Consider the following 21,293-nt stretch of genomic DNA (forward strand, 5'->3'; position numbering starts at 1 on the left):
AAACGAAGAAGATGACCCCGAACGACCTTCAGCAATACCTCTACGACCACATTCCACTCTCGAAAGCGATGCAAGTCTCGGCCGAGACTGTGACACCGGACACCGTAGTGCTGCGCGCGCCGCTGGCGCCGAACATCAACCATCGAGAGACGGTATTCGGCGGTAGCGCGTCGGCCGTGGCGATCCTTGCGGCGTGGTCGTTGCTGCACACGCGGCTGCGCGGTGAAGGCATCGAATGCCGACTCGTCATCCAGCGCAACACGATGGAGTACACGTTGCCGATTTCGGGCGAATTTACGGCGACTTCGGCGCTTGAACACCCCGAGCAGTGGGGCAAATTTCTGCGCATGTTTGCGCGCATGGGCAAGGCGCGCGTGTCCGTGGTTTCTACGTTGGAACAGGACGGCCAGCGCGTTGGCCACCTCGTCGGCGAATTCGTCGCGCTCAGTCCTACGGCTTCATAAGCCGCCAGAACGTCGTGCGGCTGATGCCCAACGCACGGGCTGCCGCCGCGCGATTGCCCCCTGATGCCTGCAATGCCGCCTGCGCGGCTTCCACCGTAACGGCTTCGCGAGGCGATGCGCTCGTTGCCTCGGCGTGCTGCGACGACATCGCCGTCTTGCCGACGCCGCCAGAGAGTCGCATCAATTCCGGGAACACCTCGTGCAGCGACTGCGCCTGCGCCAGGACATCGCTGTCGAGATAAATCGCCGCGCGTGCCAACAGGTTCTCTAGTTCGCGCACATTCCCCGGCCAGTCGTAATCGGAAAAAAGCGGTGCGAGCACATCGAGAATCTGGCCGGATGCTCGCGCGTCCAATCCGTATTGCGCAGCGCTTCGGGCGAGCAACGTTTGGGCGAGCAGTCGAATATCAGCGCGTCGCTCCCGTAGCGCGGGCAACTCGATCTGCAAGAGATTGAGCCGGAAATAAAGGTCCGCGCGAAAGCGCCCCTGCGCGACAAGCTCATGCAAGTTGCGGTGCGTCGCGGCAATGACACGCACGTCGATGGGCACCGGGCGGCCGGAACCCAACCGCATGACTTCGCGTTCCTGAAGCACGCGCAGCAATCGGCTCTGCAAGGCCGCGGGCATCTCGCCAATCTCATCGAGAAAGATCGTGCCCGTGTGCGCGATCTCGAAGAGCCCCGCTTTGCCACCGCGCCGCGCGCCCGTGAACGCGCCTTCGTCATGGCCGAACAATTCGCTCTCAATCAGCCCTTCGGGGAGTGCGGCGCAGTTGAACGCCACAAACGGGTTTCCCCGCCGCTCGCTCGCATTGTGAATGCCTTGCGCGACCAGTTCCTTGCCCGTGCCGCTCTCGCCGGTCAGCAACACCGTCGCATCGTGCGCCGCCCCCGCGCGCGCGAGACGCCGTACCTTGGCGATCAACGGCGAGTCACCGACGAGTTCATCCAGTTCGTGTTTGGCGACCAAATGGCGCGGGCGTTGCGTCGTGCGTAGCGAGCGGTCGATGCGTTGGGCCATTTGGGCATCCTGCACCGTTACCACAGCGCCGGAGCGCAGGCCATGTTCCGAAATCGGCACGCAACTCACGATGAAAGCGCGGCCATCGATGTGTTCCAGCCGCTCTTCGATGGCAAGCCCGCTGGCGGCCAACTCGCGCAACATCGGCCCGAGCTTTCGCGTGAGTTCGAATTGTTGTGCCCCCGGGGTCGGCAAGCGTTCCGCGTCGATGCCTAGCAGCGCAAACATCGCTGGGTTGACGGCTTCCAACTGTCCGCCGTCGTCGAAGGCGGCGACGCCGTCGCGCATGTGCGCCACGATCGTGTTCAGACGCATGCGCTTCGACTCTTTCTCGCGGCTCACGCGAGCGAGTTCCACCGAGCGCTCGAAGGCCTCTTCCACGGCCCCGATCGAGTAGAGAAACACGTGCTCCAGCCCGGCTTCTTGCGCGAAGTCGCACGCCATGCCCGGACCGATGATGACCTTGCACCCCTCGGCGGCGAGCGTGTCGACGGCCGCGTGCACTTCGTCGATCGAGCGGTAAGCGCGCTGATGCAGTTGAATCTTGAGCAACTGGCCAAGATCGTCGAGTTCCTGCGACACGGTTTCGTGCAGCACCAGCCCTACCGGCTGATCGGGCCAAGTGGTCGTCGCGCGGGTGATGGCGCTGAGCACGTCGAAACCGTTCACCTTGACCGTCACCACCGGCACCGACAAGTTTTCGCGCAGATAGGCGCCGTTCGACCCGGCGGCGAGCACCACGTCCACCGCGCCCGAATCGACGTACGACTGCAAGGCGGTCACCGCGGCACCGTAGCCCTCGCGCACAGAGTAGAAGCGCGCACGGTCGGTATAGCGCGGCGCGACGGTTTCGCACAGCGTCTGCAAGCGGCTGATGCTCACCAACGCGATGCCGGGGCGTCGGGCGCGCGGATCGGCGGGGGCGGGCGAAAAGTTGGCGGCGTGGCGCGACGGCTCGGTGCCGGTGAATCGGGGGGGCATGACGTGTCTCCGTACGGCGGGCTAAAAGCGTTTCATGAAGCGTTTCAATTTAGATTTAGTGTGTTTCATGAAACGTTTCATATGTGAACGAGGCATTCTGCCACATCGGCGGACAACGCACCGTGCGCGGTAAGTCACTGATTCGACGCGTAATGCCCGGCCATTCTCAAGTTCGATGCCCGCTGGCACGCGGCTTGCGAAAGGGTTTCCTGTTCGCTCATCGATTCCATTGAAAATTACGGAGACCCACCATGACCACCGCGACCGCGCAACGCCGCGCCGAATTCCGCCGCAAAGTCGAAGCTCGTCAGGGGCTGCTCGTGCCGGGCGCCTTCAATGCACTGTCTGCGCGCGTGATTGAAGACGCTGGCTTCGAAGCGCTGTATCTCACCGGCGCCGGCGTGACCAATATGTCGCTGGGTCTGCCCGACCTCGCGTTCGTGGGGTTGGCCGAAATGGCCGAGCACACCGCGCGCGTGCGCGATGCCGTGTCGCTGCCGATCATCGTCGATGCCGACACCGGTTTCGGCAACGCGCTCAACGTGCGACACACCGTGCGCGTGCTGGAGCGCAGCGGGGCCGACGCGATTCAGTTCGAAGACCAGGTGCTGCCCAAGAAATGCGGCCACTTCAATGGCAAGGCGGTGATTGGTGCCGACGAAATGGTCGGCAAGATTCGCGCAGCGGTCGACGCGCGCGAAGACGGCAACTTGCAAATCATCGCGCGCACGGACGCTGCCGCTGTCGAAGGCATCGAAGCCGCCATCGAGCGCGGCCGCCGTTTCATCGAGGCCGGTGCCGACATTCTCTTTATCGAAGCCACCGAAACGCTCGCCGATATCGAACGTTTGCCGGCGCTGTTCGATCGTCCGCAGTTGATCAACATCGTGATCGGCGGCAAGACGCCGACGCAATCGCAACCGCGACTGGCCGAGTTGGGCTACGGCATCGTGCTCTACGCCAACGCGGCGTTGCAAAGCGCAGTCCTCGGCATGCAAAAGGCCCTGGGCACGCTGCGCGACAGCGGCCGTCTGGACGAAGACCCGTCGCTGGTCGTGCCGTTCGCCGAACGTCAGCGTCTGGTGAACAAGCCGTTTTATGACGCGCTCGACAAGAAGTACGGCACCGCCAACTGACATCGCGCTTTGCCAGTTTCACCCTAGCGACGCCGCTCCCCCTGCGGCGACGCTTGTTTTTCCAGTCATACAAAATAAGTAACGGAGACAGATTTTGACGCCCCCCTCGGATTCCTACGCCGCACGCCCTTCCACCGCTCAGACCCACGCACCTGCCACGACGGCAGCCCGCGCTCCGGTCAAGATCGGCTCCATCGTCGGCGGCCTCGCGGGCAACCTTATCGAGTGGTACGACTTTCTGGCGTACAGCATCTTCTCGATCTACTTTGCGAAAGCGTTTTTCCCCGGCGATAACCCGACCGTCCAACTGATGAACACCGCCGCCATCGCGGCCGTGGGCTACGTGGCGCGTCCGCTTGGAAGCTGGCTGATCGGGTTGTACGCCGACCGCCGCGGTCGCAAGTCGGCGCTCACGGGCTCGGTGCTCGCCATGAGCGTCGGTTCGATGATGATTGCGCTCACGCCCGGCTACGCGACGATCGGCATCTTCGCGCCCATCGTGCTGATTGCCGCACGTCTGCTGCAAGGTTTGTCGATGGGCGGTGAGTACGGCACCAGCGCCACGTATCTGAGCGAGGTCGCGCCTGAGCATCGCAAGGGCTTCTATCTCGGCTTTCTGCAAGTGAGCGTGGTGGCTGGGCAACTCGTCGCGCTCGGGCTGATGCTGCTCATGCAGCGCGTGCTGCTGACGTCGGAGCAGATCGAGCATTGGGGCTGGCGCATTCCGTTTGTGATCGGCGGCGTGCTGGCGATGTTCGCGCTGTACATGCGCCGCAACGTGACGGAGAGCGAGGCGTTTGTGCACAGCGCGAAGAAGCGCGAGGCATCGATCACGCGCGAGGTGCTGCAACACTGGCGCCAGATTCTGCTCGCCATTGGCATCACGATCGGCGGTACGGTGGCGTTCTATACGTTCACGGTGTACATGCAGAAGTTCTTGGTGAACTCGGTCGGGTTGTCGAAGGAGTCGTCGACGTTTGTCTCGACGATTGCGTTGCTGCTTTATATGCCCCTGCAACCGCTGTTCGGATTGCTCTCGGACATCGTGGGCCGCCGCCCGGTGCTGATCATCTTCGGGGTGAGTACGACGCTGTTTTCCGTGCCGCTCGTCACGGCACTGAGCCACACGAAAGACCCGCTGGTGGCGTTCGCGTTGTCGTTCGCAGGTCTGGTAATGCTCTCGGGGTTCACGTCGGTGCACATGCTCGCGAAGACCGAGCTGTTCCCGCCGCGTATTCGCGCGCTGGCGGTGGGCTTTCCGTATGCGCTGACCACGGCCATTCTCGGCGGCACGACGGAGTTCGTGGCGTTGCGCTTCAAGGCCAGCGGTCACGAATCGTATTTCTACTGGTACGTGAGCATCTGCGCTGCAATTTCGCTGATCGTCTATCTGAAGATGCCGGAGACGCGCGGGCGCAAGTACGACTGAGGTGCGAGGCCTTCGCGTGGCATGTGAAGCGTCGCTGCGCACGATTCATCGGTCGGTTGCATTGACTTTGCGCTGACGGCTCGATACGATTGAGTCCAATTTCGAACGCCCTCCCGGTCCGCCGGGGGGGCGTTTCTTTTTGGTTTCCGGCATTAGTCATCGACGATCCCCGTCATGGCTGCGCCGGAAGACAACCCCTCCAAAAAGGAAACTTCGAAATGACTCATCTCTCGCCAACATCGACGACGCCGCAAGCCGACCGGCTGGGCTTCACCCTTTTCGGTACCGGCCCCGAGCCTGTGCTGGTCTTGCACGACTGGCTGGGCGATCACACGAACTACGACGCCCTACTGCCGTATCTCGACGGCGATGCCTTCGCCTATGCCTTTGTCGACCTGCGCGGATACGGCCGGTCGAAGCACTTGAGCGGCGACTATTCCATCGACGAAATCGCGCGCGATTGTCTCGACGTCGCTGATGCGCTCGGATGGCACCGGTTTCACGTGCTGGGTCACTCGATGACCGGCATGGTCACGCAGCGTCTTGCGGCCGATGCGCCCGAGCGCATCAAAAGCGCCATCGCCGTTTGTCCGATCTCTGCCGCGGGCAACCGTCTGCCGCCCGAGGCGGCGGCGTTCTTCGCCTCGACGTGTGAAAACGACGACGCGTTTCGACGTCTGGTGAAGTTCGTGACGGGGGGCTTATCGGATGTCTGGGCGAACCGGAAGCTTCAGCAGAACCGCGATGGCGTGGCACCGGTATGTCGCCCGCGTTACCTCGACATGATGGTGAACACAAACTTCGTCGATGACGTGCGCGGGCTGGCGACGCCGTTTCTGGTGATCGTGGGCGACAAGGACCCTGGGCTTGGTGTCGAGGCGATGCAGCAGACCTTTCTCGCGTGGCATCCGAACGCGCAATTGGCGGCACTACCGAATTGCGGTCATTACCCGATGCAGGAATGTCCGCCGTACTTCGCGTTGCTGGTGGAAGACTTTCTGAGACAGCACGCAGGCTGATTGAACTTCAGGGGAGGAAATACGAGGGGTGCGTCGGAACTGCTGGTGCCCAGGGCGGGACTCGAACCCGCATGCCTTTCGGCGCTACCCCCTCAAGATAGTGCGTCTACCAATTTCGCCACCTGGGCAGGGGAGCGCGATTGTAACGGGAAAATTTATTTTTGTGAATGCCTTCGGCATTTCACACCCACTTTCGCGTGATTCCTCCCATCCGGCGCTGAGCCGATTCACAGACGCGTTGTGCATTCAAAAGATCACTCGGCATGTGTGCCAGATTGCCTTCTGGCCTGCATGGCCGAATCGACCTTGCGGACCTCTTCTCAAAACTGCTCGGAGGTAAACGTGATCTACAACCCAACATTCGAATTCAATCCCACGCTCATGAACCAAGCCATCAAGACGATGGCGAGCGTTCTCGGCAGGGATATCAAGGTGAGCGATAACGGTCAGAACTTCGCTTACGGCATGTTTGTTGCGATGGGTAACGATGCATCTGAAGACGGCGGGGTGCGCGCGTTCTACAAGCTGATGAAAACGGTGGATAGCTTTGCCCGGTTCGACGGACTCGGTGACGATCTCCGGAAAATGTTCGCCGAAGCTGCTGGCACGAAGTTCGATCAGATCATCCACGCGCTGAATACCCTGGGCGATGTTCAGAGCCAGCATGCACCGGCGTTCGATGAACATCCGCACACGAGGTATTCCGATGCCGGTATCAGAGCCGGCGTGCGCGGTCTGACGAGCGCGGGCAGCATGGAGTTTGCGTTCGAGGCCGTCTCGCGGGATCAGGGCGACCTCGCCGTGCCTCATGCGCACAGCGCCCTTGGCCAGCATTTTCTCTACGTGACACGAGCACCGCAGGGCCTACCGGATGACGTGCCTCGTTACAGCCTGTTCGACCCGGACCGGGGCAACTTCGCGAACTTGAGCGAGGACGACGTCGTGGCACGTATCGGCGAATCTCGCTCGGCATTGACCGGATCGATTGATACGGAGATGAAGCAACAACACCCCGGGATTCAGTTCGAGGCGGTGGGCAAGCGCGACATCTCGGGACTCGCGCACGATCCGGCGGCGACGGGCCTCGTGGAAGCATTGAAGTCGGCGGTCGAAGACGTCGCGCAATTCGTGCCCCAAGGCGGTGAGTTTCTGACGACGGACAACCTGAGAGTCTTCGAGTACAAGGGCCTCACGCCACTCGATCCTGACCTTGCCGACAACTGCACGCGAGTGCCGCAAGACGATGACATTGAAGTGACGCCAAGAGTCACGGAAACGTTTGACGCGAGCTCCCCGCAGAAGGTCGATCGGCTGCTGCAAGGTTTGGGGGCTTTCGGCACACCCGACACCGGGCTCAACCAAACGGCAATCCGGTTAGATCCGGTGCCAGGGGCGCCGATGCTGCTGGCGGCTTCTAGATAACGCTCTCGGCCACCTGCGCGCTGGTCATTTCACCCGACCGGCCGATGCGGCGAATTCATGTGAATGAATTCGCCGCTCGCTTGGCGTTCTCTTGCCCTACCCGTATCCCTTATCACCGTTATGAACCGCGCCCGCTTGCTCCCACTTGCTTGCATGTGCTGTCTGATGCCACCGCAGGCAAGCGCCTTTGACCTACTCGATGCAGTACGCGCGTCTCGCGAGTACAACGCGGGGTTCGCCATCGCACGCGCCGACCTTGCGGCCAGTGGCGAGCAGTTCGACCAAGGGCTCGCGCAAATTCTGCCGCGCGTTCAGCTCGAAAGCCGATTCGATTGGGATCGCGACAGCGCCAGTCGTGGACGCGAAATCCGCAGCCAGACGCATGACATCGAGCTGCGCCAACCGCTATTCGATGTCTCCCGCTTTGCCGGATTTCAGAAAGGACGAGAACTTGCGGCACTAGGCGTCGCCACGTTCGCTGGCAACGAACAGCAACTGATGCTCGATGCGGCACGGGCGTTCTTCGACATGCTCGTCGCGCACGACAAACTCGCCGCCGCCGAGGCAAGTCATGAGGCGCTCGAAGCGCAACTCGCGAACGTGACCGAAGAAGTCGGACTCGGTCTTTCCGCCAAGCTCGATCAAGACGAGGCACAAGCCGCCTTTGACGAGGCGCAGGCGAACGTTCTCGTTGCAGAGAGCGAATTGCTGCTCTCGAAGCGCACATTCGAGGGGATCACGGGGTTGAATCCATCCGAGATATCTGCCCGCTTTGGCGAGCGTTTTGCACAAGCCAACGCACTGGCCCCGCTCGACACTTACGTGCAAATCGCCGATGGCGACAGCAGCGACTTGCGCCAAAAAGCGCTCGAACTCGACGTGGCACGCACCAACATCGACGAAGCGGCGGGTCGCTTTTTGCCCGTGGTGGAACTCTTTGCTCGTCACCGCGAGAGCCGTAACACCCCGCTATATGCCTACAACGACCCATCGCGGCGCGACAACGTGATCGGCGTGAACGTGACGATTCCGCTATTTGCCGGTGGCCTGCACGCCTCGCAGGTGCGTGAGGCACGACACAAGGCGGACAGCGCGCAGGCAAAACTCGACGACGCGCGCGCCAAGGTGCGGGACAGCGTCATCAAAGCCTATCTCGGCGCGAATAGCGGCATGCAGCAGGTCCGTGCGCGTCTGGCGCAGCGGCAATCGACGCAGAACAAGGTGGACGCGACCCGACTCGGCCGCGACGTCGGACTGCGCACGAATCTCGATCTTCTGCGCGCCCAGAAAGAGCACTTCGAAGCCCGTACCGGGCTTGCGGAGGCGTTTCACGCCTACTACATGTCGCGCCTGCTGTTGGCCTACGCCACCGGCCACCTCGACGACGACGTGCTTGCCGACCTCAACAACACACTGATGACTCAAGAAGGCTGATCCAACATGCGCCTGCCGTTGACCTCAACACTTCCGCCGATCCCCCCGGATGCTTCGGACGACACGTCTCGCGATGCTGCACGCGACAGCGCCGTCGAGAGTGTCGTCATTCTTCTCAGCTTCTTCCGCCTGCCTGCCAACGCCGCACAGCTGCACCGCGAACTGGCTGGCGAAGAAGTCGATGCGGCACAGTTGGTTCGGTTGCTGCGCCGTCTCGGCCTGAAGTCGAGACAAGTGCGCGTGTCCCCCGAACGGCTCGAGAAGACACCGTTGCCCGCGATCGCCGTCATGCGCGACGGCACCTTCATGCTGCTCGGCAAAATTGCGGAGGGAATGGCCATCGTGCAGGACAGCCGCAGCGGGCAAGTGCTTGCGCTGCCGCTCGCCGATTTCGAGGCGAAATCCACGGGTGAACTGGTGTTGGCGACGCAGCGCGTGGCAGTGCTCGGTGCAGGCGGCAAGTTCGATATCGCGTGGTTCCTGCCAGCGTTCATGAAGTACAAGCGCCTGATCGGCGAAGTCCTGTTGATCTCGCTGTTTCTGCAACTCTTCGCGCTGATCTCACCGCTGTTCTTCCAAGTGGTGATGGACAAGGTGCTAGTGCACCAAAGCATGAGCACGCTCAAGGTGCTGGTGATCGGGCTGTTGACCGTCTCGGTGTTCGAGGTGGTCATGGGCGGCCTGCGCACGTACGTGTTCTCTCACACGGCGAACCGTATCGACGTGGAGCTCGGCGCCAAGCTGTTTCGACATCTGCTGGCGCTGCCGATTGCCTACTTTCAATCGCGGCGTACCGGCGAGACTGTGGCGCGAATTCGCGAGCTCGACAGTATTCGCGACTTCATCACTAGCTCGGCACTGACGCTGGTCATGGACTTGCTTTTCACGGCGGTGTTTCTCGCGATCATGTGGTTCTACAGCCCGTGGCTCACGATGATCGTGCTGATCTCGCTGCCCTGCTACGCGTTGATCGCTGTCTTCGTCACGCCGGTGTTGCGTGCACGTGTCGAAGAGAAATTTCGGCGCGGTGCCGAATCGCAATCGTTTCTCGTGGAGTCGGTGAGCGGCATTGAAACGCTCAAATCGATGTCGGTGCAGCCGCAGGCGCAAAGCCGCTGGGAGACGCTGCTGGCGGCGTACGTGCGCGCAAGCTTTCGCACCGCGAACCTTGGCAATATCGCGGGCCAGATGGTGCAGCTGGTCTCGAAGCTGTGCAGCGCTACGTTGCTATATATCGGCGCCACGAAAGTCATCGGCGGTGAGCTGACCGTCGGCCAATTGGTGGCATTCAACATGTTCGCCAATCATGTGACGGCACCGGTGCTGCGTCTGTCGCAACTCTGGAACGACTTCCAACAGGCGCGTATTTCCATCGACCGGCTGGGCGACATTCTCAACAGCCCCACCGAACCGGGCTACAACCCGGGGCGCGCCATGATGGCGTCGATACAAGGGGACGTGACTTTCGACAGCGTGACGTTTCGCTACCGCCCCGACAAGCCCGAGGTGTTGCGCGGGGTAACGCTGGGCATTCAAGCGGGGCAAACGGTCGGGATCGTCGGACCGTCGGGGTCCGGCAAGAGCACGCTGACGAAGCTGGTGCAGCGCATGTATGTCCCATCGGCGGGGCGTGTGGTGATCGACGGTGTGGATCTTGCGATGGTCGACACCCACTGGCTGCGCACGCAGATCGGCGTCGTGCTCCAGGAGAATCTTCTGTTCAATCGGTCGGTGCGCGAGAACATTGCGATGGCCGACCCGGCAATGCCACTGGAGCGTGTGATCGATGCGGCGAAGTTGGCGGGTGCCCACGAGTTCATTCTCGGCATGTCGCACGGTTATGACACACCGATTGAAGAGCGCGGCGTGAATCTCTCCGGCGGCCAGCGCCAGCGTATTGCCATCGCGCGTGCTTTGGTGACGAACCCGCGCATCTTGATTCTCGACGAAGCCACCAGCGCGCTCGACTACGAGTCGGAGAGCATCATCCAACAGAACATGCGGGCGATTTGCGAAGGACGCACGGTGCTGATCATTGCGCACCGCTTGTCCACGGTGCGCCACGCGGATCGCATCATCACCATCGAAGCCGGTGAAGTGGTCGAAGACGGCACACACGACGAGCTGGTCGCGCGCGATGGCCGCTATGCACGCTTGTGCAGAATTCAGGCCGGGGAGATGACCGCATGACATCCCTGCAATCAATATCGACGCGCTTCGCCACGGCGTGCAAGCGCTGCCTCACTCATTGCCGGTCGGTGCCTTCGCACGAACGAGAGTTTCTGCCCGCTGAACTGGAGATTCTCGATACCCCGGCATCCCCCGCCGGACGCAAAGTCGCCCTGTTGATCGTCGCGCTATTTTGCATCGCGCTGGTGTGGTCGATTCTCGGGCGGGTCGATATGGACGCCGTGGCGCAAGGCAAGGTCATTCCGTTGGGCGGCACGAAAGCCATTCAACCGTTCGAGATCGGCATCGTTCGCAAGATTCTTGTCGACGACGGCCAGCAGGTGAAGAAAGGCGACTTGCTGGTGGTGCTCGACAGCGTGGAAGAACAAGTCGACCTGATGCAGTTGGAGCGGCAACTGACAACGGCGCAGCTCGATGCGGCCCAGTTGCAGGCGTTTCTCGCGACGCTGGACGGAAGCAAGTTGCCGACGGCATGGGCCTCTGGCGATTCGGTGCAGGTGTTACGGGCGCGAAGCCTGTTGGCCTCACGTCAGGCGCTGTATCACGCGAAGGTGGCGTCAGCCGCAGCGCAGCGCACGGAGGCCGAAGCGATGCTGGCCGCCAGTGCGAGCGAGATCGAGCGTCTCAAGGTGCGGCGCGAGGTGTTGGAGAACAAGGCCAGTGCGTTCAAGACGCTGCTCGAACATAACGGCGTTGCGCGCGTGAAGTGGTTGGAGGCCGAGCAGGAGCTCGGCGAGACGGAGCAGACGTTGAACGCCGAGCGACAACGCAGCCGACAGCATCGCGCCACGATATCGCGGCTTGCGGAAGATCTGAATCAAGCGCGTGCCGAGTTTCGCCGTGAAGCGTTGACCGAGCTCACCAAAGCCAACGATCAGCTCCGCGAGGCGGAGTTGAGCATCGACAGGTACAAGCAGCGCGAACAATACCGGTTCTTGCGGGCGCCTGTGGATGGCACCGTGCAGCAGCGCACGATACATACGGTGGGCGGTGTGGTGCAGCCAGCGCAGACGCTGATGGTCGTGGTGCCACACGATGTTGCGATGGCGGTAGAGGCCAAGGTGCTCAATCAAGACGCGGGCTTCGTCAAACCGGGGCAGGACGTCACGCTGAAGATCGCGACGTACTCGTACACCAAGTACGGCACGTTGACGGGGACGGTCGAGCATGTGTCGCAGGACGCCGTCAATGACGAGAAACTTGGGCCGGTGTACATGGCGCGCATTCGGTTGCCCGCCGACTTGGTGAGTCATAGCGGCCGAACGCTGCGCCTTCAGACAGGCATGGCCGTGACGGCCGAAATCAAAACCGACGAGCGCCGCGTCATCGACTATTTGCTTTCGCCTATCAAAGAAGTGGGATCGGAATCGTTCAAAGAAAGATAGGCCGATTCACAGCTTTTCGCTGGGGAAAAGTCACGGGATCGAATGGCATCGGACCACTTTCGCCGCTGCTTTGCGAAATTGAAGTCAGCCCCGCGCCCGATGCGTCTGTCGTGGGGCGATTTCGTCAATCACCGGGAGGTAATGTCATGTCCGTCGACTTCACATTCGATCAGTCGGAACTCAACGAAGCGCTCAAAGGGGCTTCGACATTCTTTGACAAGGCGCTCGACGTCGACGAGCGCGGCAGAGGGCATGCCTACGCAATGCTTTTTCAGATTGCCGAAAATCGTCAGCCGGGAAGTGGCCGAGACACGCTCGACAAGTTTGTGGGCGTCGTCAACGCACTTGAGCGGATGGCAAAACTCGATCCGACGTTTCGAGAGGCATTTGGCAATACCGCCGCTTTTAGAGACCTAAAGTTCGACTGGGCGCTCGACCTGAACAGCTTTCTTAAGAGTCAAAGCCTATTCAACGAGAGTCATGACACGCTTCCAACGCCAGCGACAGAATTTACGTCGAACAAATACGGTGTGACAGGCGTAGATATCCTGCGCGCCATGAATACGGAGAAGATGGAGGTCTCGTACGAAATGTTCAGCGCGACGACGCACTTGCCGCTGTCGTCCGGCGAACGGCGGCAGCATTCGGTATTCGTGCAGCGCACCATTTCAGACAAATATCCGTCCCGATACGAGCACACGATTTTCGACCCCAATCGGGGGGTAATCGTCGGGCGCAGTGAAGAAGAAGCGGGTGAGTTTCTCGACGCTTCTCTGCGTCGGCTGAACGAGTCGACGATTTCGGATGCGTCGAAGGATGCGTTTTATCCCCGGTATGTGCGAGACGTTGCCGACGTGCCTCCGGAAGTATGGAACAGTCTCGAATCGGTGGTGCGCCACGTGCAGAATTTCATGGACGGTGGTGAAATTGCAGCGGATGGCCGGACTGAAACGGTCACGGCCGACACAACACTCACGCCCCGCTACACCTTCAGATTCGCAGACAACGTGCTGCATTTCACCGTCGACGTGACGCTGCATCGAAGCGGACAACCGGACGAAACGAGGTCGTACACCGACGACGCGGCATTTGCCAATTGGAAACAGTTCGACTGGCAGGTGAAAAACGATTTCCATCTGCCGGAACCCGACGATCTCCGGCGTGCCGCGTTCGACCCGGCGATTGCGGCGTCCGGCAAACTCGACCAACTGGTGCAATCGTTGAGCGTCTCGCGCACCCCGGATGCGGGCGTCGCGACGGGTTTTCAAGAAGCCCGCCGCGTCGACGACGTGATCGCCTTAAGCTGCCAACATTAAGCGGCCAACGTCAGGCCGCCAACCGTTGCGGCGCTGCCGCCACCGGAGCGAACGTCGGCACCTGATGCGCCGCACGCGGCTCTTCTCGCAGACGGAAGCGCGCCACCGTCTCGGCCAGCATGCGGGCTTGTTCGCTGAGCATTGCGGAGGCGGCGGCAGACTCTTCCACCAACGCGGCGTTCTGCTGTGTCGCTTGATCCATCTCCGACACCGAGCGGTCGATCTGGCTGATGCCGGTGCTCTGCTCCGTCATCGCGCCGTGGATTTCGCTCACCAACCGCTGCACGCGCGTGATGCCGTTCACGATTTCGTTCATCGTCGTGCCAGCGGCTTGCACACGTTCGGTGCCGCTCTTCACGTTCTGCACAGACGTTTCGATCAGCGCCTTAATCTCCTGCGCCGCCGCCGCGCTGCGCTGTGCCAGCGTGCGCACTTCCCCCGCCACCACGGCAAACCCACGCCCTTGTTCACCGGCGCGGGCGGCTTCCACCGCGGCGTTGAGCGCGAGGATATTCGTCTGGAACGCGATGCCGTCGATCACACTGATGATCTCCGTGATGCGCTCCGACGATTGCGTGATTGCGCCCATCGTCGTCACGGCATCGGTCACCACTTGTCCGCCGCGCACGGCAGCCGCGCTGGCGTCGTTGGCGAGACGCGTGGCGTGTTCGGCGGTATCGGCCGTCTGCTTCACGCTGGAGGTGAGCTCAGTCAGTGCCGATGACGTCTCCTGCAACGACCCGGCCGATTGCTCCGTGCGTTGCGAGAGGTCGCGGTTGCCCATTTCAATTTCGCTCGTGGCCGAGGTCATCGACGCCACCCCCGAGCGCACATCGAGCATGACCGAACTGATCTTGTCGACGAACGCGTTGAACGACTTGGAAATCTGCGCGACTTCGTCATGACCCTCGACATTGAGACGTTGCGTCATGTCGCCGTCGCCCGAGCCGATGGTGTCCATGGCATCGCGCACGATCGACAAGCGCTTGAAGGCGCGCGAGGTGAAGAGCGAGGCAATGGCCAGCGCGATCAGCGTGAGCACGACCAGCGTGATGATGGTGGCTGTGAGCACGTGCGTGAGACCTGCGGTCGCTTCGGCGCGATCGAGCGCCACCACGAGATACCAGTCAGTGCCCGGAATACGCTTGGCTTTGAGCAGCTTGGAGGCACCCGAGAGCGTCATTTCGACAGGCTTCGCATCGTCGCCCGTCATCCCGGCCAGCGAATCGGCGGTGAGTGTCGCGGCCACGTCGGTCGACGGCTTGAGCGAGAACTTGTTGTCCGGGTGGGCGATCACCTGACCGTCGCTTGCCACGACCAGTGCCAGGCTCGCAGGCGTGGGATGCACGGCCTTGATGATGTCTTGCACGCCGGTGAGCGCGACCGCGCCGCTCAGGGCACCGATGGTCTGGCCATCGCGCACGAGCGGCGTGGTGAAGGCGACGTAAGGAATGCCCGTCGACGAATCGCCGTACGGCTTGGTGACGGTCAACTTACCCGCCGCGACGGCGCTCTTGTACCAAGGACGCGCCGTGGGATCGTAATCGGGCGGCGTGGGGGCGGTCGAAAAGAAGGTCTTGTCCGACCAGCCGACACTGGTGATCGGGAAGTCGTTCGTCTTCCCCATGAGTTTGACGAGACCGCCCGGGTCGCCTTTCTCCACGACTTGCGCGGTGGCGTTCACGGCGGTTGCCTTGTCGGCCGACCAGCGTTCGATGGCGCTGGCATTGCCGTTGGCCACGGCCGAGAGCGTATGCGCAATGCTCGACATCATGCTGTCACGCACGATCACATAGGTCGTGATGCCAGAGAGGATCAGGGCGCCAACCACCGTCAGGCAGGTGATCAGCAGAATCCGGGTTCGCAACGAAGTGACTTTCATGAGCTGTCTTCGGTTGGCCCGCGCGCGGGCCGTTGAGAGAGGGGAACCGCCGCCGCGGGGCTGTTACCCGTGGCGGCGCACTCAAACATGACTGGTCTACTCTCTCGGCTTACGGCGCAATCCCGTGACAACTTTAATGAGCGCCGGTCAATGCGCGTCAGACGGGGCTCAACCGGCCCCTGCAAAGCTTTCCGATGCTTACCGCGCTTACCACGCTTACCGCGTGTAGCGGATCGCCCGCCACCACAGCGGCAGCATGACGAGGCTGACGGTGGCGGCCAGCGCGAGCGCTGCGCGCAGACCTGCCTCAAAAGGGTGCAACGCGGCCAGCAGCGATCCGAACGTCGCGACGCCTAAGGCGGCGCCCGCTTGCCGGGCAGTGTTCAACACCGCTGCCGCAATGCCTGCGCGAGCGGCAGATACGGTCTCTAAAGCGGGGGCTGTTGCGAGGGGCGAAACAACGCCCGATGCCAGACCGATCGCCAGCATCGGCAAAATGGCGAACTCGTACGGCATGCCGTCCGTGACAAACCACAACCCGATCGCCCCGGCCGCATAAGCACCGAAGGCCACGATCATCGGCCATGTCGAACCAAACTTCGTGGTGATGCGTCCGGCGCACAGACTGCCGGTCGCCACCATGACGGTCATCGGCAGTAACGCCACGCCGGTTTGCAAGGGCGAATAGCCGAGCGTTTGCTGAAAGCGCAGACTGACGACGAACAACAAACCGTAGAAAACAAAGGCGGAGGCCATCGAAGCGTACGCCGAGCCTGTGAAGACCCCCTGTCGAAACAGCGTCAACGGCAGCATTGGGTGTGGGTGCACCGATTCGATGCGCAGCCATACGGCCCATGCGAGACAGGTCACCATCGCCCCGCCGACGATCACCGGTGACGTCCAGCCGAGGGTGTGTCCTTCGATCAGCACGCCGACCAGCGTGCTCAACGCGACGCCGCCGCACAGCAGTCCCAGAAGGTCGATACGCGGTTGTTGCGGCTGCGGTACGGCAATCTTCTCGTCCGGAACGCGCCAAGCCATCGCTATCCCGGCGAGACAGATCGGCACATTCACGAGAAATACGCTGCGCCAGCCGAACCCATGAATCAGGGCGCCGCCTACGAGCGGTCCGGCAGCCATCGCAATGCCGCCGAGACCCACCCATCGGCCGATGGCGCGTGCACGGGCTTGTGGGTCGGGCGTCGCGTCGCGGATGAGTTTGAGCGAACACGGCACCAGCAGCGCGGCCCCCACGCCTTGCACCGCACGCGCGGCGATCAGCATGCCCGGTGTTAGGGCTAGCGCACAGGCGAGCGACGCCAGCGTGAACAGGCCGAGACCGGCGAGATAAACGCGCCGCGCACCCCAGCGGTCGCCCAGCGTGCCGCCGGTGAGCAGCAGACTCGCAAACATCAGCGTGTAGGCGTTGACCACCCATTGAAGCCCCGCCATCTGCACGTCGAATGCTGCGCTTAGCGGTTCGAGCGCGACATTGACAATGGAGGTGTCGAGCAGGACGACGACATAGCTAATGCACGTGGCGGCAAAAACACGGCGCTGGGCCGTGTGCAGCGCGTGATGCGGGGGAGCGACGTGTTCGACGCTGGCAACGTCGGCCGTCGGCGATTCGAGATTGGCACGATGGGCGCGCATGACCGGCGTCTCTGTGAAGAAGATGGCCGGAGTCTACGAGCAGGCGTGCGCGCGATGTTTCTATGTGTTGTGAAGTGTCGCGGTTATTTGTGCTGGCCGCTGTCGCGATCTTTACGCGCTTTGCCTGCGGCGGTGTCCTCACCTTCGTCGTCGCCGACGAGTGGCGAGCCGGTGTCGACGTTACCTTCGCGCAGGGCTTGGCGTGCGGCCTCGGCGAGCGCTTCGTAGCGGTTACGAAAGCGGATCAATTCCTTCTCGTCGAGTTCTTCCAGATCGAGCAGCGCGTTGTGCGCACCGTCCATCGCGCGGATCAGTTCGTCGAGCTTGATCTGCATCGCGGCGGTGTCGCGGTTTTGCGTGTTCTGAATGAGGAACACCATCAGAAACGTGACAATCGTGGTCGAGGTGTTGATCACGAGTTGCCACGTATCGCTGTAATGGAAGAGCGGGCCGGTGACGGCCCATGCGATGACGAGTCCAACCGCCAGCACGAATGAAACCGGTCGGCCGGTCACCGAGGAAAGGTAGCTCGAAAAGTTCGAAAACCACTTGTCACCCATGACCATCTCCCGTGAACGGATCGATGGCCCGATGATGGCACAGGCACATGTCGCCCGGGCGCGACTTCGTCGGCAGGTTTAGGCCGTTTTGGCTGTGTCAGACGCGCAGAAGTCAGCGAAACCGACCGTTCTCGCGCCACAGGCTTCAGTGAGTTCCGGGTCGTGGCTGGAGAAGAACACGCAGCGATCTTTGCCCAGCGTCGTGAACAGGTCGACGAGCACGGCGCGCGCGGCGGCATCGAGACCATTGCCCGGCTCATCCGCGACGATGACGCGCGGTGCGCCGAGAAGCGTTGCGCTCAGAAAGAATTTCCGGCGCGTGCCGAGCGACATCTGCTCGAAGCGCTTCTCCATATGCGGTGCAAGTCCGAAGCGATGTGCGAGATTCAGCACGCTGTCATCGACCACCGTTTTCTTGGCAGAGGCGACCATGTCGAGGAATTCGCGACCGGTTTGAAACGGATAGGCCAGGCAGTCGTCGGGGACGAAGGCGAGCGCGCCTTTCGCCGCGAGCGGCGCGGCGCGCAGCGAATGGCCGTCGAGCCAGACTTCGCCCGCATCGGCGTCGATGGCGCCCGCGAGAATGCCGAGCAAGGTCGATTTGCCGCTGCCGTTCTCGTCGCTCAGGGCTACGCACCCGGCGTCAGCGTGGAAATGCAGATTGTCGAAGAGCGTGCGGCTGCCGAAGCGTTTGGTGAGATGTTCGAAACGAAGCATGGAGAAGTGGGTTAGCAAATCAAGGAACAAGGCAAAGCCACGCGGCGGTGACCCAGAGCGCCGCGAGCGTCGCACCGATCAACACCGATTGCTTCGGGACGTAGCGTTGCGGCAATCGCAAAAGGGCAACGAGCGGCAGGCCGAAGATCAGCACTATCAATGCGCTTGCGACCGAAATCGTACCGTTTAGCGCGAGATACACCGGGCCGACGGCGACGAACGGCAGTGCAAGCGCTGCGACGGTGGCAACATCCGCGAACGTTTGCACGAACGGGCGGCGTGGCAAAGAACGCGTGAAATGCGCTGCGCGCTGATGGGCAGCACTCAACTCGCGATAGTGCATGGCCGCCACCAACACGATGGCCGCTTGTGAGATCAGCACCAGCGGCAACGTGCGCCCATCGAATTCCCATAGGCGGATGAGATAGACGGTGACGCCTGCGATCGCCGTCATCATCAGACACCGCCCCAGCAAGGCGCTCGAATGGCGGCGAAGGATGCCAGCTTGCAGTCGCACGACAGGCGGAAAACGACGCGGTTCGCTGGCGGCGAGTGTATTGAACGGCACGGCGGACGGTTTGCGCAGCGAGACTTGTGCGACCGACGAGCGCGTGAGCGACCAAAGCGCGATCAGCAGCGCACCGATGAGCAGCGCATAGCCGGAGGTGCCTGCGATCTGCAACCCCGCCACAAGCAGGACGTTGGCCGCGACGAGGGGCCACAGGTGTTGCCGCTTGCGATGCAATACCGCCAACTGCGCTGCGAGTGTGATGAGCGTCAGGTCGATCACATAAAGGTAATGGGCACCCGGATGGGTGGCGAGCGCGATCACCGCCGCGACGACGCTCAGCAGCAAGGGGGTGCTCGCGAGCACCAGCACGGCGAGATCGACCGTGCGCCCGCGCCATTCAGGAATTGGCAGCGACCGGACGAAGGCGGCGAACGCACCGCCCGAAATCGCGCGGCGTTGCGCCAGCACCCAAAGCGCGCCGATGGCTTCGAGCGCATGCACCCAGAGGAATTGCCACTCGATGCCGCGCGCCGGTGCGAGCGTGGCCAGCACCGGTGCGCCGAGAATGCGGGCCTGCGCGAAAACGGGCATCGACGGCAGCACCAGCATGAGCGTGAGCACCAGCACCTGCCAGTGCCTGAGCAGCACGCGCGATGTCTCGTGGGCATACCAACGCAATCGAAGGGTCAGCATGTCGCGCACTCCGGTCCGCGAGAGAGGGATTACTTCAGATAGGTTTTGATGACGTGCAGCATCGGGGCCATTTCGGTCTCCCGGTTCGCCTGATCGGGTTCGTTGACCAGATGATCGACGAGGTGGCCTTCGATGACCGCTGCCATCAGACCATTGACCGCACCGCGAATCGCCGCGATCTGTTGCAGGATTTCGACGCAGTCGCCTTCCTGATCCAACTGGCGTTCCAGCGCCTGCGCTTGCCCCTGAATGCGGCGAACACGTGCCAACAGCTTGTTCTTGTCTCGAATCGTATGCACGTCTGACCGCGCTCCTGTAGATGCCGGGGGAAATCGTGAAAAAAATGCTAACACAAATATACTGGTGGGGAGTATATTCGGGGCAGTTCCGTTTCGTCGAATGGCGACTGCCGTTCGATCATCTCCGACCGTTCGCGAGTTGTCCCATGCCCGAATTTTCGACTCTCCTCCAGCAAGGCAACGCCTGGCTGTTCATTCCGAGCGCGATCTTGCTTGGCGCGCTGCACGGGCTTGAGCCCGGGCATTCCAAAACGATGATGGCGGCATTTATCGTCGCGATTCGCGGCACCGTCGGGCAGGCGGTATTGCTCGGCCTGTCGGCGACCGTGTCGCATACCGCCGTGGTGTGGATAGTGGCGATGGCCGGGCTGTACTTCGGGCGGAATTGGGACGCCAACGCCACCGAGCCGTACTTCCAACTGGCATCGGCTGTGCTCATCATCCTGATCGCCTGCTGGATGCTATGGCGTACGTGGCGCGATAACGCCCGCGCCCGCGCACACAATGCTGGGCACGATCACGATCACGATCACGACCACGACCACGACCACGACCACGACCACGCGCATCCGCACCCTCATCCCCACGCGCATGCACACGGAAACGATCACGTCCACGCGCATGCCGGTCATGAGGCACATGAGTCGTTGAGCCGCGTCGCCCACACCTATGCGCATGCGCAACCGGTGCAGCGGCATGCTGCGCTGGGCAGCGCGCGGGCGGAGTATCAAGACGCGCACGAGCGTGCCCACGCCCGCGATATCGAGAAGCGCTTCGCCGATCGCAACGTGACCACCGGCCAGATCGTGATGTTTGGCGTCACGGGCGGTCTGGTGCCCTGCCCCGCGTCGATTACCGTGCTGCTGTTGTGCCTTCAACTCAAACGCTTCGTGCTGGGCGCGGGGCTGGTGTTGTGCTTCAGCATTGGGCTGGCACTGACGATGGTGGTCTCCGGCGTTTTGGCGGCACTGAGCGTGCGCCACGTCTCTCGCCGTTGGACCGGCTTCGGGGAGTTCGCCCGCAAGGCACCCTACTTCTCGGGCGCATTGATCATTCTCGTCGGCCTTTACGTCGGCTATCAGGGGGCGTCACACCTCTGGTTCACCACCTAATCGGCCAGATCCGGCGCGCATTCGTGCATCCGGCAAACAAATCCTGTGCGGCGGGACGGCTGTTCGCTG

Annotated in this window: 17 protein-coding genes and 1 tRNA gene; 10 read left to right on the plus strand and 8 right to left on the minus strand. The window is 62.1% G+C overall.

Annotation, left to right across the window (positions count from 1 at the left end):
• Positions 1 to 11: 11 nt before the first annotated feature.
• Positions 12 to 464, plus strand: coding sequence for a YiiD C-terminal domain-containing protein (locus PPN31114_RS10560; RefSeq protein WP_150679473.1), 453 nt, complete (start codon positions 12 to 14; stop codon positions 462 to 464).
• Here the strand turns inward: PPN31114_RS10560 and prpR are convergent.
• On the minus strand, positions 451 to 2,466 hold the full coding sequence (gene prpR, locus PPN31114_RS10565) for a propionate catabolism operon regulatory protein PrpR (protein WP_150679474.1): 2,016 nt from the start codon (positions 2,464 to 2,466) through the stop codon (positions 451 to 453). The two genes, PPN31114_RS10560 and prpR, sit on opposite strands and share 14 nt — an antisense overlap.
• A gap of 251 nt (positions 2,467 to 2,717) precedes the next feature.
• Between prpR and PPN31114_RS10570 the strand changes: the two genes are divergently transcribed.
• From PPN31114_RS10570 to PPN31114_RS10580, 3 genes are all read left to right on the plus strand, one after another.
• Positions 2,718 to 3,602, plus strand: coding sequence for an isocitrate lyase/PEP mutase family protein (locus tag PPN31114_RS10570; RefSeq protein WP_150679475.1), 885 nt, complete (start codon positions 2,718 to 2,720; stop codon positions 3,600 to 3,602).
• A gap of 94 nt (positions 3,603 to 3,696) precedes the next feature.
• On the plus strand, positions 3,697 to 5,031 hold the full coding sequence (locus PPN31114_RS10575) for an MFS transporter (protein WP_150679476.1): 1,335 nt from the start codon (positions 3,697 to 3,699) through the stop codon (positions 5,029 to 5,031).
• 218 nt (positions 5,032 to 5,249) lie between these two features.
• Entirely contained in the window at positions 5,250 to 6,050 is an 801-nt protein-coding gene (locus tag PPN31114_RS10580; RefSeq protein WP_150679477.1) for an alpha/beta fold hydrolase, read from the plus strand.
• Positions 6,051 to 6,093: 43 nt separating this feature from the next.
• Here the strand turns inward: PPN31114_RS10580 and PPN31114_RS10585 are convergent.
• Positions 6,094 to 6,178, minus strand: a tRNA-Leu gene (locus tag PPN31114_RS10585).
• Between the two features lie 163 nt (positions 6,179 to 6,341).
• On the opposite strand from PPN31114_RS10585, the gene PPN31114_RS10590 reads away from it, so the two are divergent.
• From PPN31114_RS10590 to PPN31114_RS10610, 5 genes are all read left to right on the plus strand, one after another.
• On the plus strand, positions 6,342 to 7,472 hold the full coding sequence (locus PPN31114_RS10590) for a hypothetical protein (RefSeq protein ID WP_150679478.1): 1,131 nt from the start codon (positions 6,342 to 6,344) through the stop codon (positions 7,470 to 7,472).
• Positions 7,473 to 7,637: 165 nt separating this feature from the next.
• Positions 7,638 to 8,906 carry a TolC family outer membrane protein gene (locus PPN31114_RS10595; protein ID WP_174987918.1) on the plus strand — a complete coding sequence of 423 codons (1,269 nt, stop codon included), beginning with the start codon at positions 7,638 to 7,640 and terminating at the stop codon, positions 8,904 to 8,906.
• Between the two features lie 18 nt (positions 8,907 to 8,924).
• Positions 8,925 to 11,096 carry a type I secretion system permease/ATPase gene (locus PPN31114_RS10600; protein ID WP_246182503.1) on the plus strand — a complete coding sequence of 724 codons (2,172 nt, stop codon included), beginning with the start codon at positions 8,925 to 8,927 and terminating at the stop codon, positions 11,094 to 11,096.
• Entirely contained in the window at positions 11,093 to 12,481 is a 1,389-nt protein-coding gene (locus tag PPN31114_RS10605) for an HlyD family type I secretion periplasmic adaptor subunit (RefSeq protein ID WP_150679481.1), read from the plus strand. Before PPN31114_RS10600 ends, PPN31114_RS10605 begins: the two co-directional genes overlap by 4 nt.
• Positions 12,482 to 12,627: 146 nt before the next feature.
• Positions 12,628 to 13,797: a hypothetical protein gene (locus PPN31114_RS10610; protein WP_150679482.1), complete on the plus strand. Its 1,170-nt coding sequence runs from the start codon at positions 12,628 to 12,630 to the stop codon at positions 13,795 to 13,797.
• A gap of 10 nt (positions 13,798 to 13,807) precedes the next feature.
• Here the strand turns inward: PPN31114_RS10610 and PPN31114_RS10615 are convergent, their stop codons facing one another.
• The 6 genes from PPN31114_RS10615 to PPN31114_RS10640 all read right to left on the minus strand — a co-directional run bounded on the left by PPN31114_RS10615 (position 13,808) and on the right by PPN31114_RS10640 (position 20,112).
• Positions 13,808 to 15,679, minus strand: a complete 1,872-nt coding sequence (locus PPN31114_RS10615; RefSeq protein ID WP_246182504.1) for a methyl-accepting chemotaxis protein — start codon at positions 15,677 to 15,679, stop codon at positions 13,808 to 13,810.
• Positions 15,680 to 15,895: 216 nt separating this feature from the next.
• Positions 15,896 to 17,332 (minus strand): MFS transporter, encoded by a 1,437-nt coding sequence (locus PPN31114_RS10620; RefSeq protein ID WP_150679483.1) that lies wholly within the window; start codon positions 17,330 to 17,332, stop codon positions 15,896 to 15,898.
• A gap of 83 nt (positions 17,333 to 17,415) precedes the next feature.
• Positions 17,416 to 17,892, minus strand: coding sequence for a low affinity iron permease family protein (locus PPN31114_RS10625; protein WP_150679484.1), 477 nt, complete (start codon positions 17,890 to 17,892; stop codon positions 17,416 to 17,418).
• Positions 17,893 to 17,970: 78 nt separating this feature from the next.
• Positions 17,971 to 18,609: an ABC transporter ATP-binding protein gene (locus tag PPN31114_RS10630; RefSeq protein WP_150679485.1), complete on the minus strand. Its 639-nt coding sequence runs from the start codon at positions 18,607 to 18,609 to the stop codon at positions 17,971 to 17,973.
• Positions 18,610 to 18,628: 19 nt separating this feature from the next.
• Positions 18,629 to 19,813, minus strand: a complete 1,185-nt coding sequence (locus PPN31114_RS10635; RefSeq protein WP_150679486.1) for a DUF6136 family protein — start codon at positions 19,811 to 19,813, stop codon at positions 18,629 to 18,631.
• Positions 19,814 to 19,842: 29 nt separating this feature from the next.
• On the minus strand, positions 19,843 to 20,112 hold the full coding sequence (locus PPN31114_RS10640) for a metal/formaldehyde-sensitive transcriptional repressor (RefSeq protein ID WP_150679487.1): 270 nt from the start codon (positions 20,110 to 20,112) through the stop codon (positions 19,843 to 19,845).
• 146 nt (positions 20,113 to 20,258) lie between these two features.
• Between PPN31114_RS10640 and PPN31114_RS10645 the strand changes: the two genes are divergently transcribed.
• Positions 20,259 to 21,224 carry a nickel/cobalt efflux protein RcnA gene (locus tag PPN31114_RS10645; protein WP_150679488.1) on the plus strand — a complete coding sequence of 322 codons (966 nt, stop codon included), beginning with the start codon at positions 20,259 to 20,261 and terminating at the stop codon, positions 21,222 to 21,224.
• Positions 21,225 to 21,293: the final 69 nt, after the last annotated feature.

The organism is Pandoraea pneumonica (genome assembly GCF_902459645.1).
Taxonomy (GTDB): domain Bacteria; phylum Pseudomonadota; class Gammaproteobacteria; order Burkholderiales; family Burkholderiaceae; genus Pandoraea; species Pandoraea pneumonica.

Coding starts and splice junctions, on each gene's coding strand:
- PPN31114_RS10605 (WP_150679481.1), top strand. CDS start 11,093: ATGACATCCCTGCAATCAATATCGACGCGCTTCGCCACGGCGTGCAAG.
- PPN31114_RS10580 (WP_150679477.1), top strand. CDS start 5,250: ATGACTCATCTCTCGCCAACATCGACGACGCCGCAAGCCGACCGGCTG.
- PPN31114_RS10560 (WP_150679473.1), top strand. CDS start 12: ATGACCCCGAACGACCTTCAGCAATACCTCTACGACCACATTCCACTC.
- prpR (WP_150679474.1), bottom strand. CDS start 2,466: ATGCCCCCCCGATTCACCGGCACCGAGCCGTCGCGCCACGCCGCCAAC.
- PPN31114_RS10625 (WP_150679484.1), bottom strand. CDS start 17,892: ATGGGTGACAAGTGGTTTTCGAACTTTTCGAGCTACCTTTCCTCGGTG.
- PPN31114_RS10595 (WP_174987918.1), top strand. CDS start 7,638: ATGCCACCGCAGGCAAGCGCCTTTGACCTACTCGATGCAGTACGCGCG.
- PPN31114_RS10615 (WP_246182504.1), bottom strand. CDS start 15,679: ATGAAAGTCACTTCGTTGCGAACCCGGATTCTGCTGATCACCTGCCTG.
- PPN31114_RS10590 (WP_150679478.1), top strand. CDS start 6,342: ATGGCCGAATCGACCTTGCGGACCTCTTCTCAAAACTGCTCGGAGGTA.
- PPN31114_RS10620 (WP_150679483.1), bottom strand. CDS start 17,332: ATGCGCGCCCATCGTGCCAATCTCGAATCGCCGACGGCCGACGTTGCC.
- PPN31114_RS10645 (WP_150679488.1), top strand. CDS start 20,259: ATGCCCGAATTTTCGACTCTCCTCCAGCAAGGCAACGCCTGGCTGTTC.
- PPN31114_RS10635 (WP_150679486.1), bottom strand. CDS start 19,813: ATGCTGACCCTTCGATTGCGTTGGTATGCCCACGAGACATCGCGCGTG.
- PPN31114_RS10570 (WP_150679475.1), top strand. CDS start 2,718: ATGACCACCGCGACCGCGCAACGCCGCGCCGAATTCCGCCGCAAAGTC.
- PPN31114_RS10630 (WP_150679485.1), bottom strand. CDS start 18,609: ATGCTTCGTTTCGAACATCTCACCAAACGCTTCGGCAGCCGCACGCTC.
- PPN31114_RS10610 (WP_150679482.1), top strand. CDS start 12,628: ATGTCCGTCGACTTCACATTCGATCAGTCGGAACTCAACGAAGCGCTC.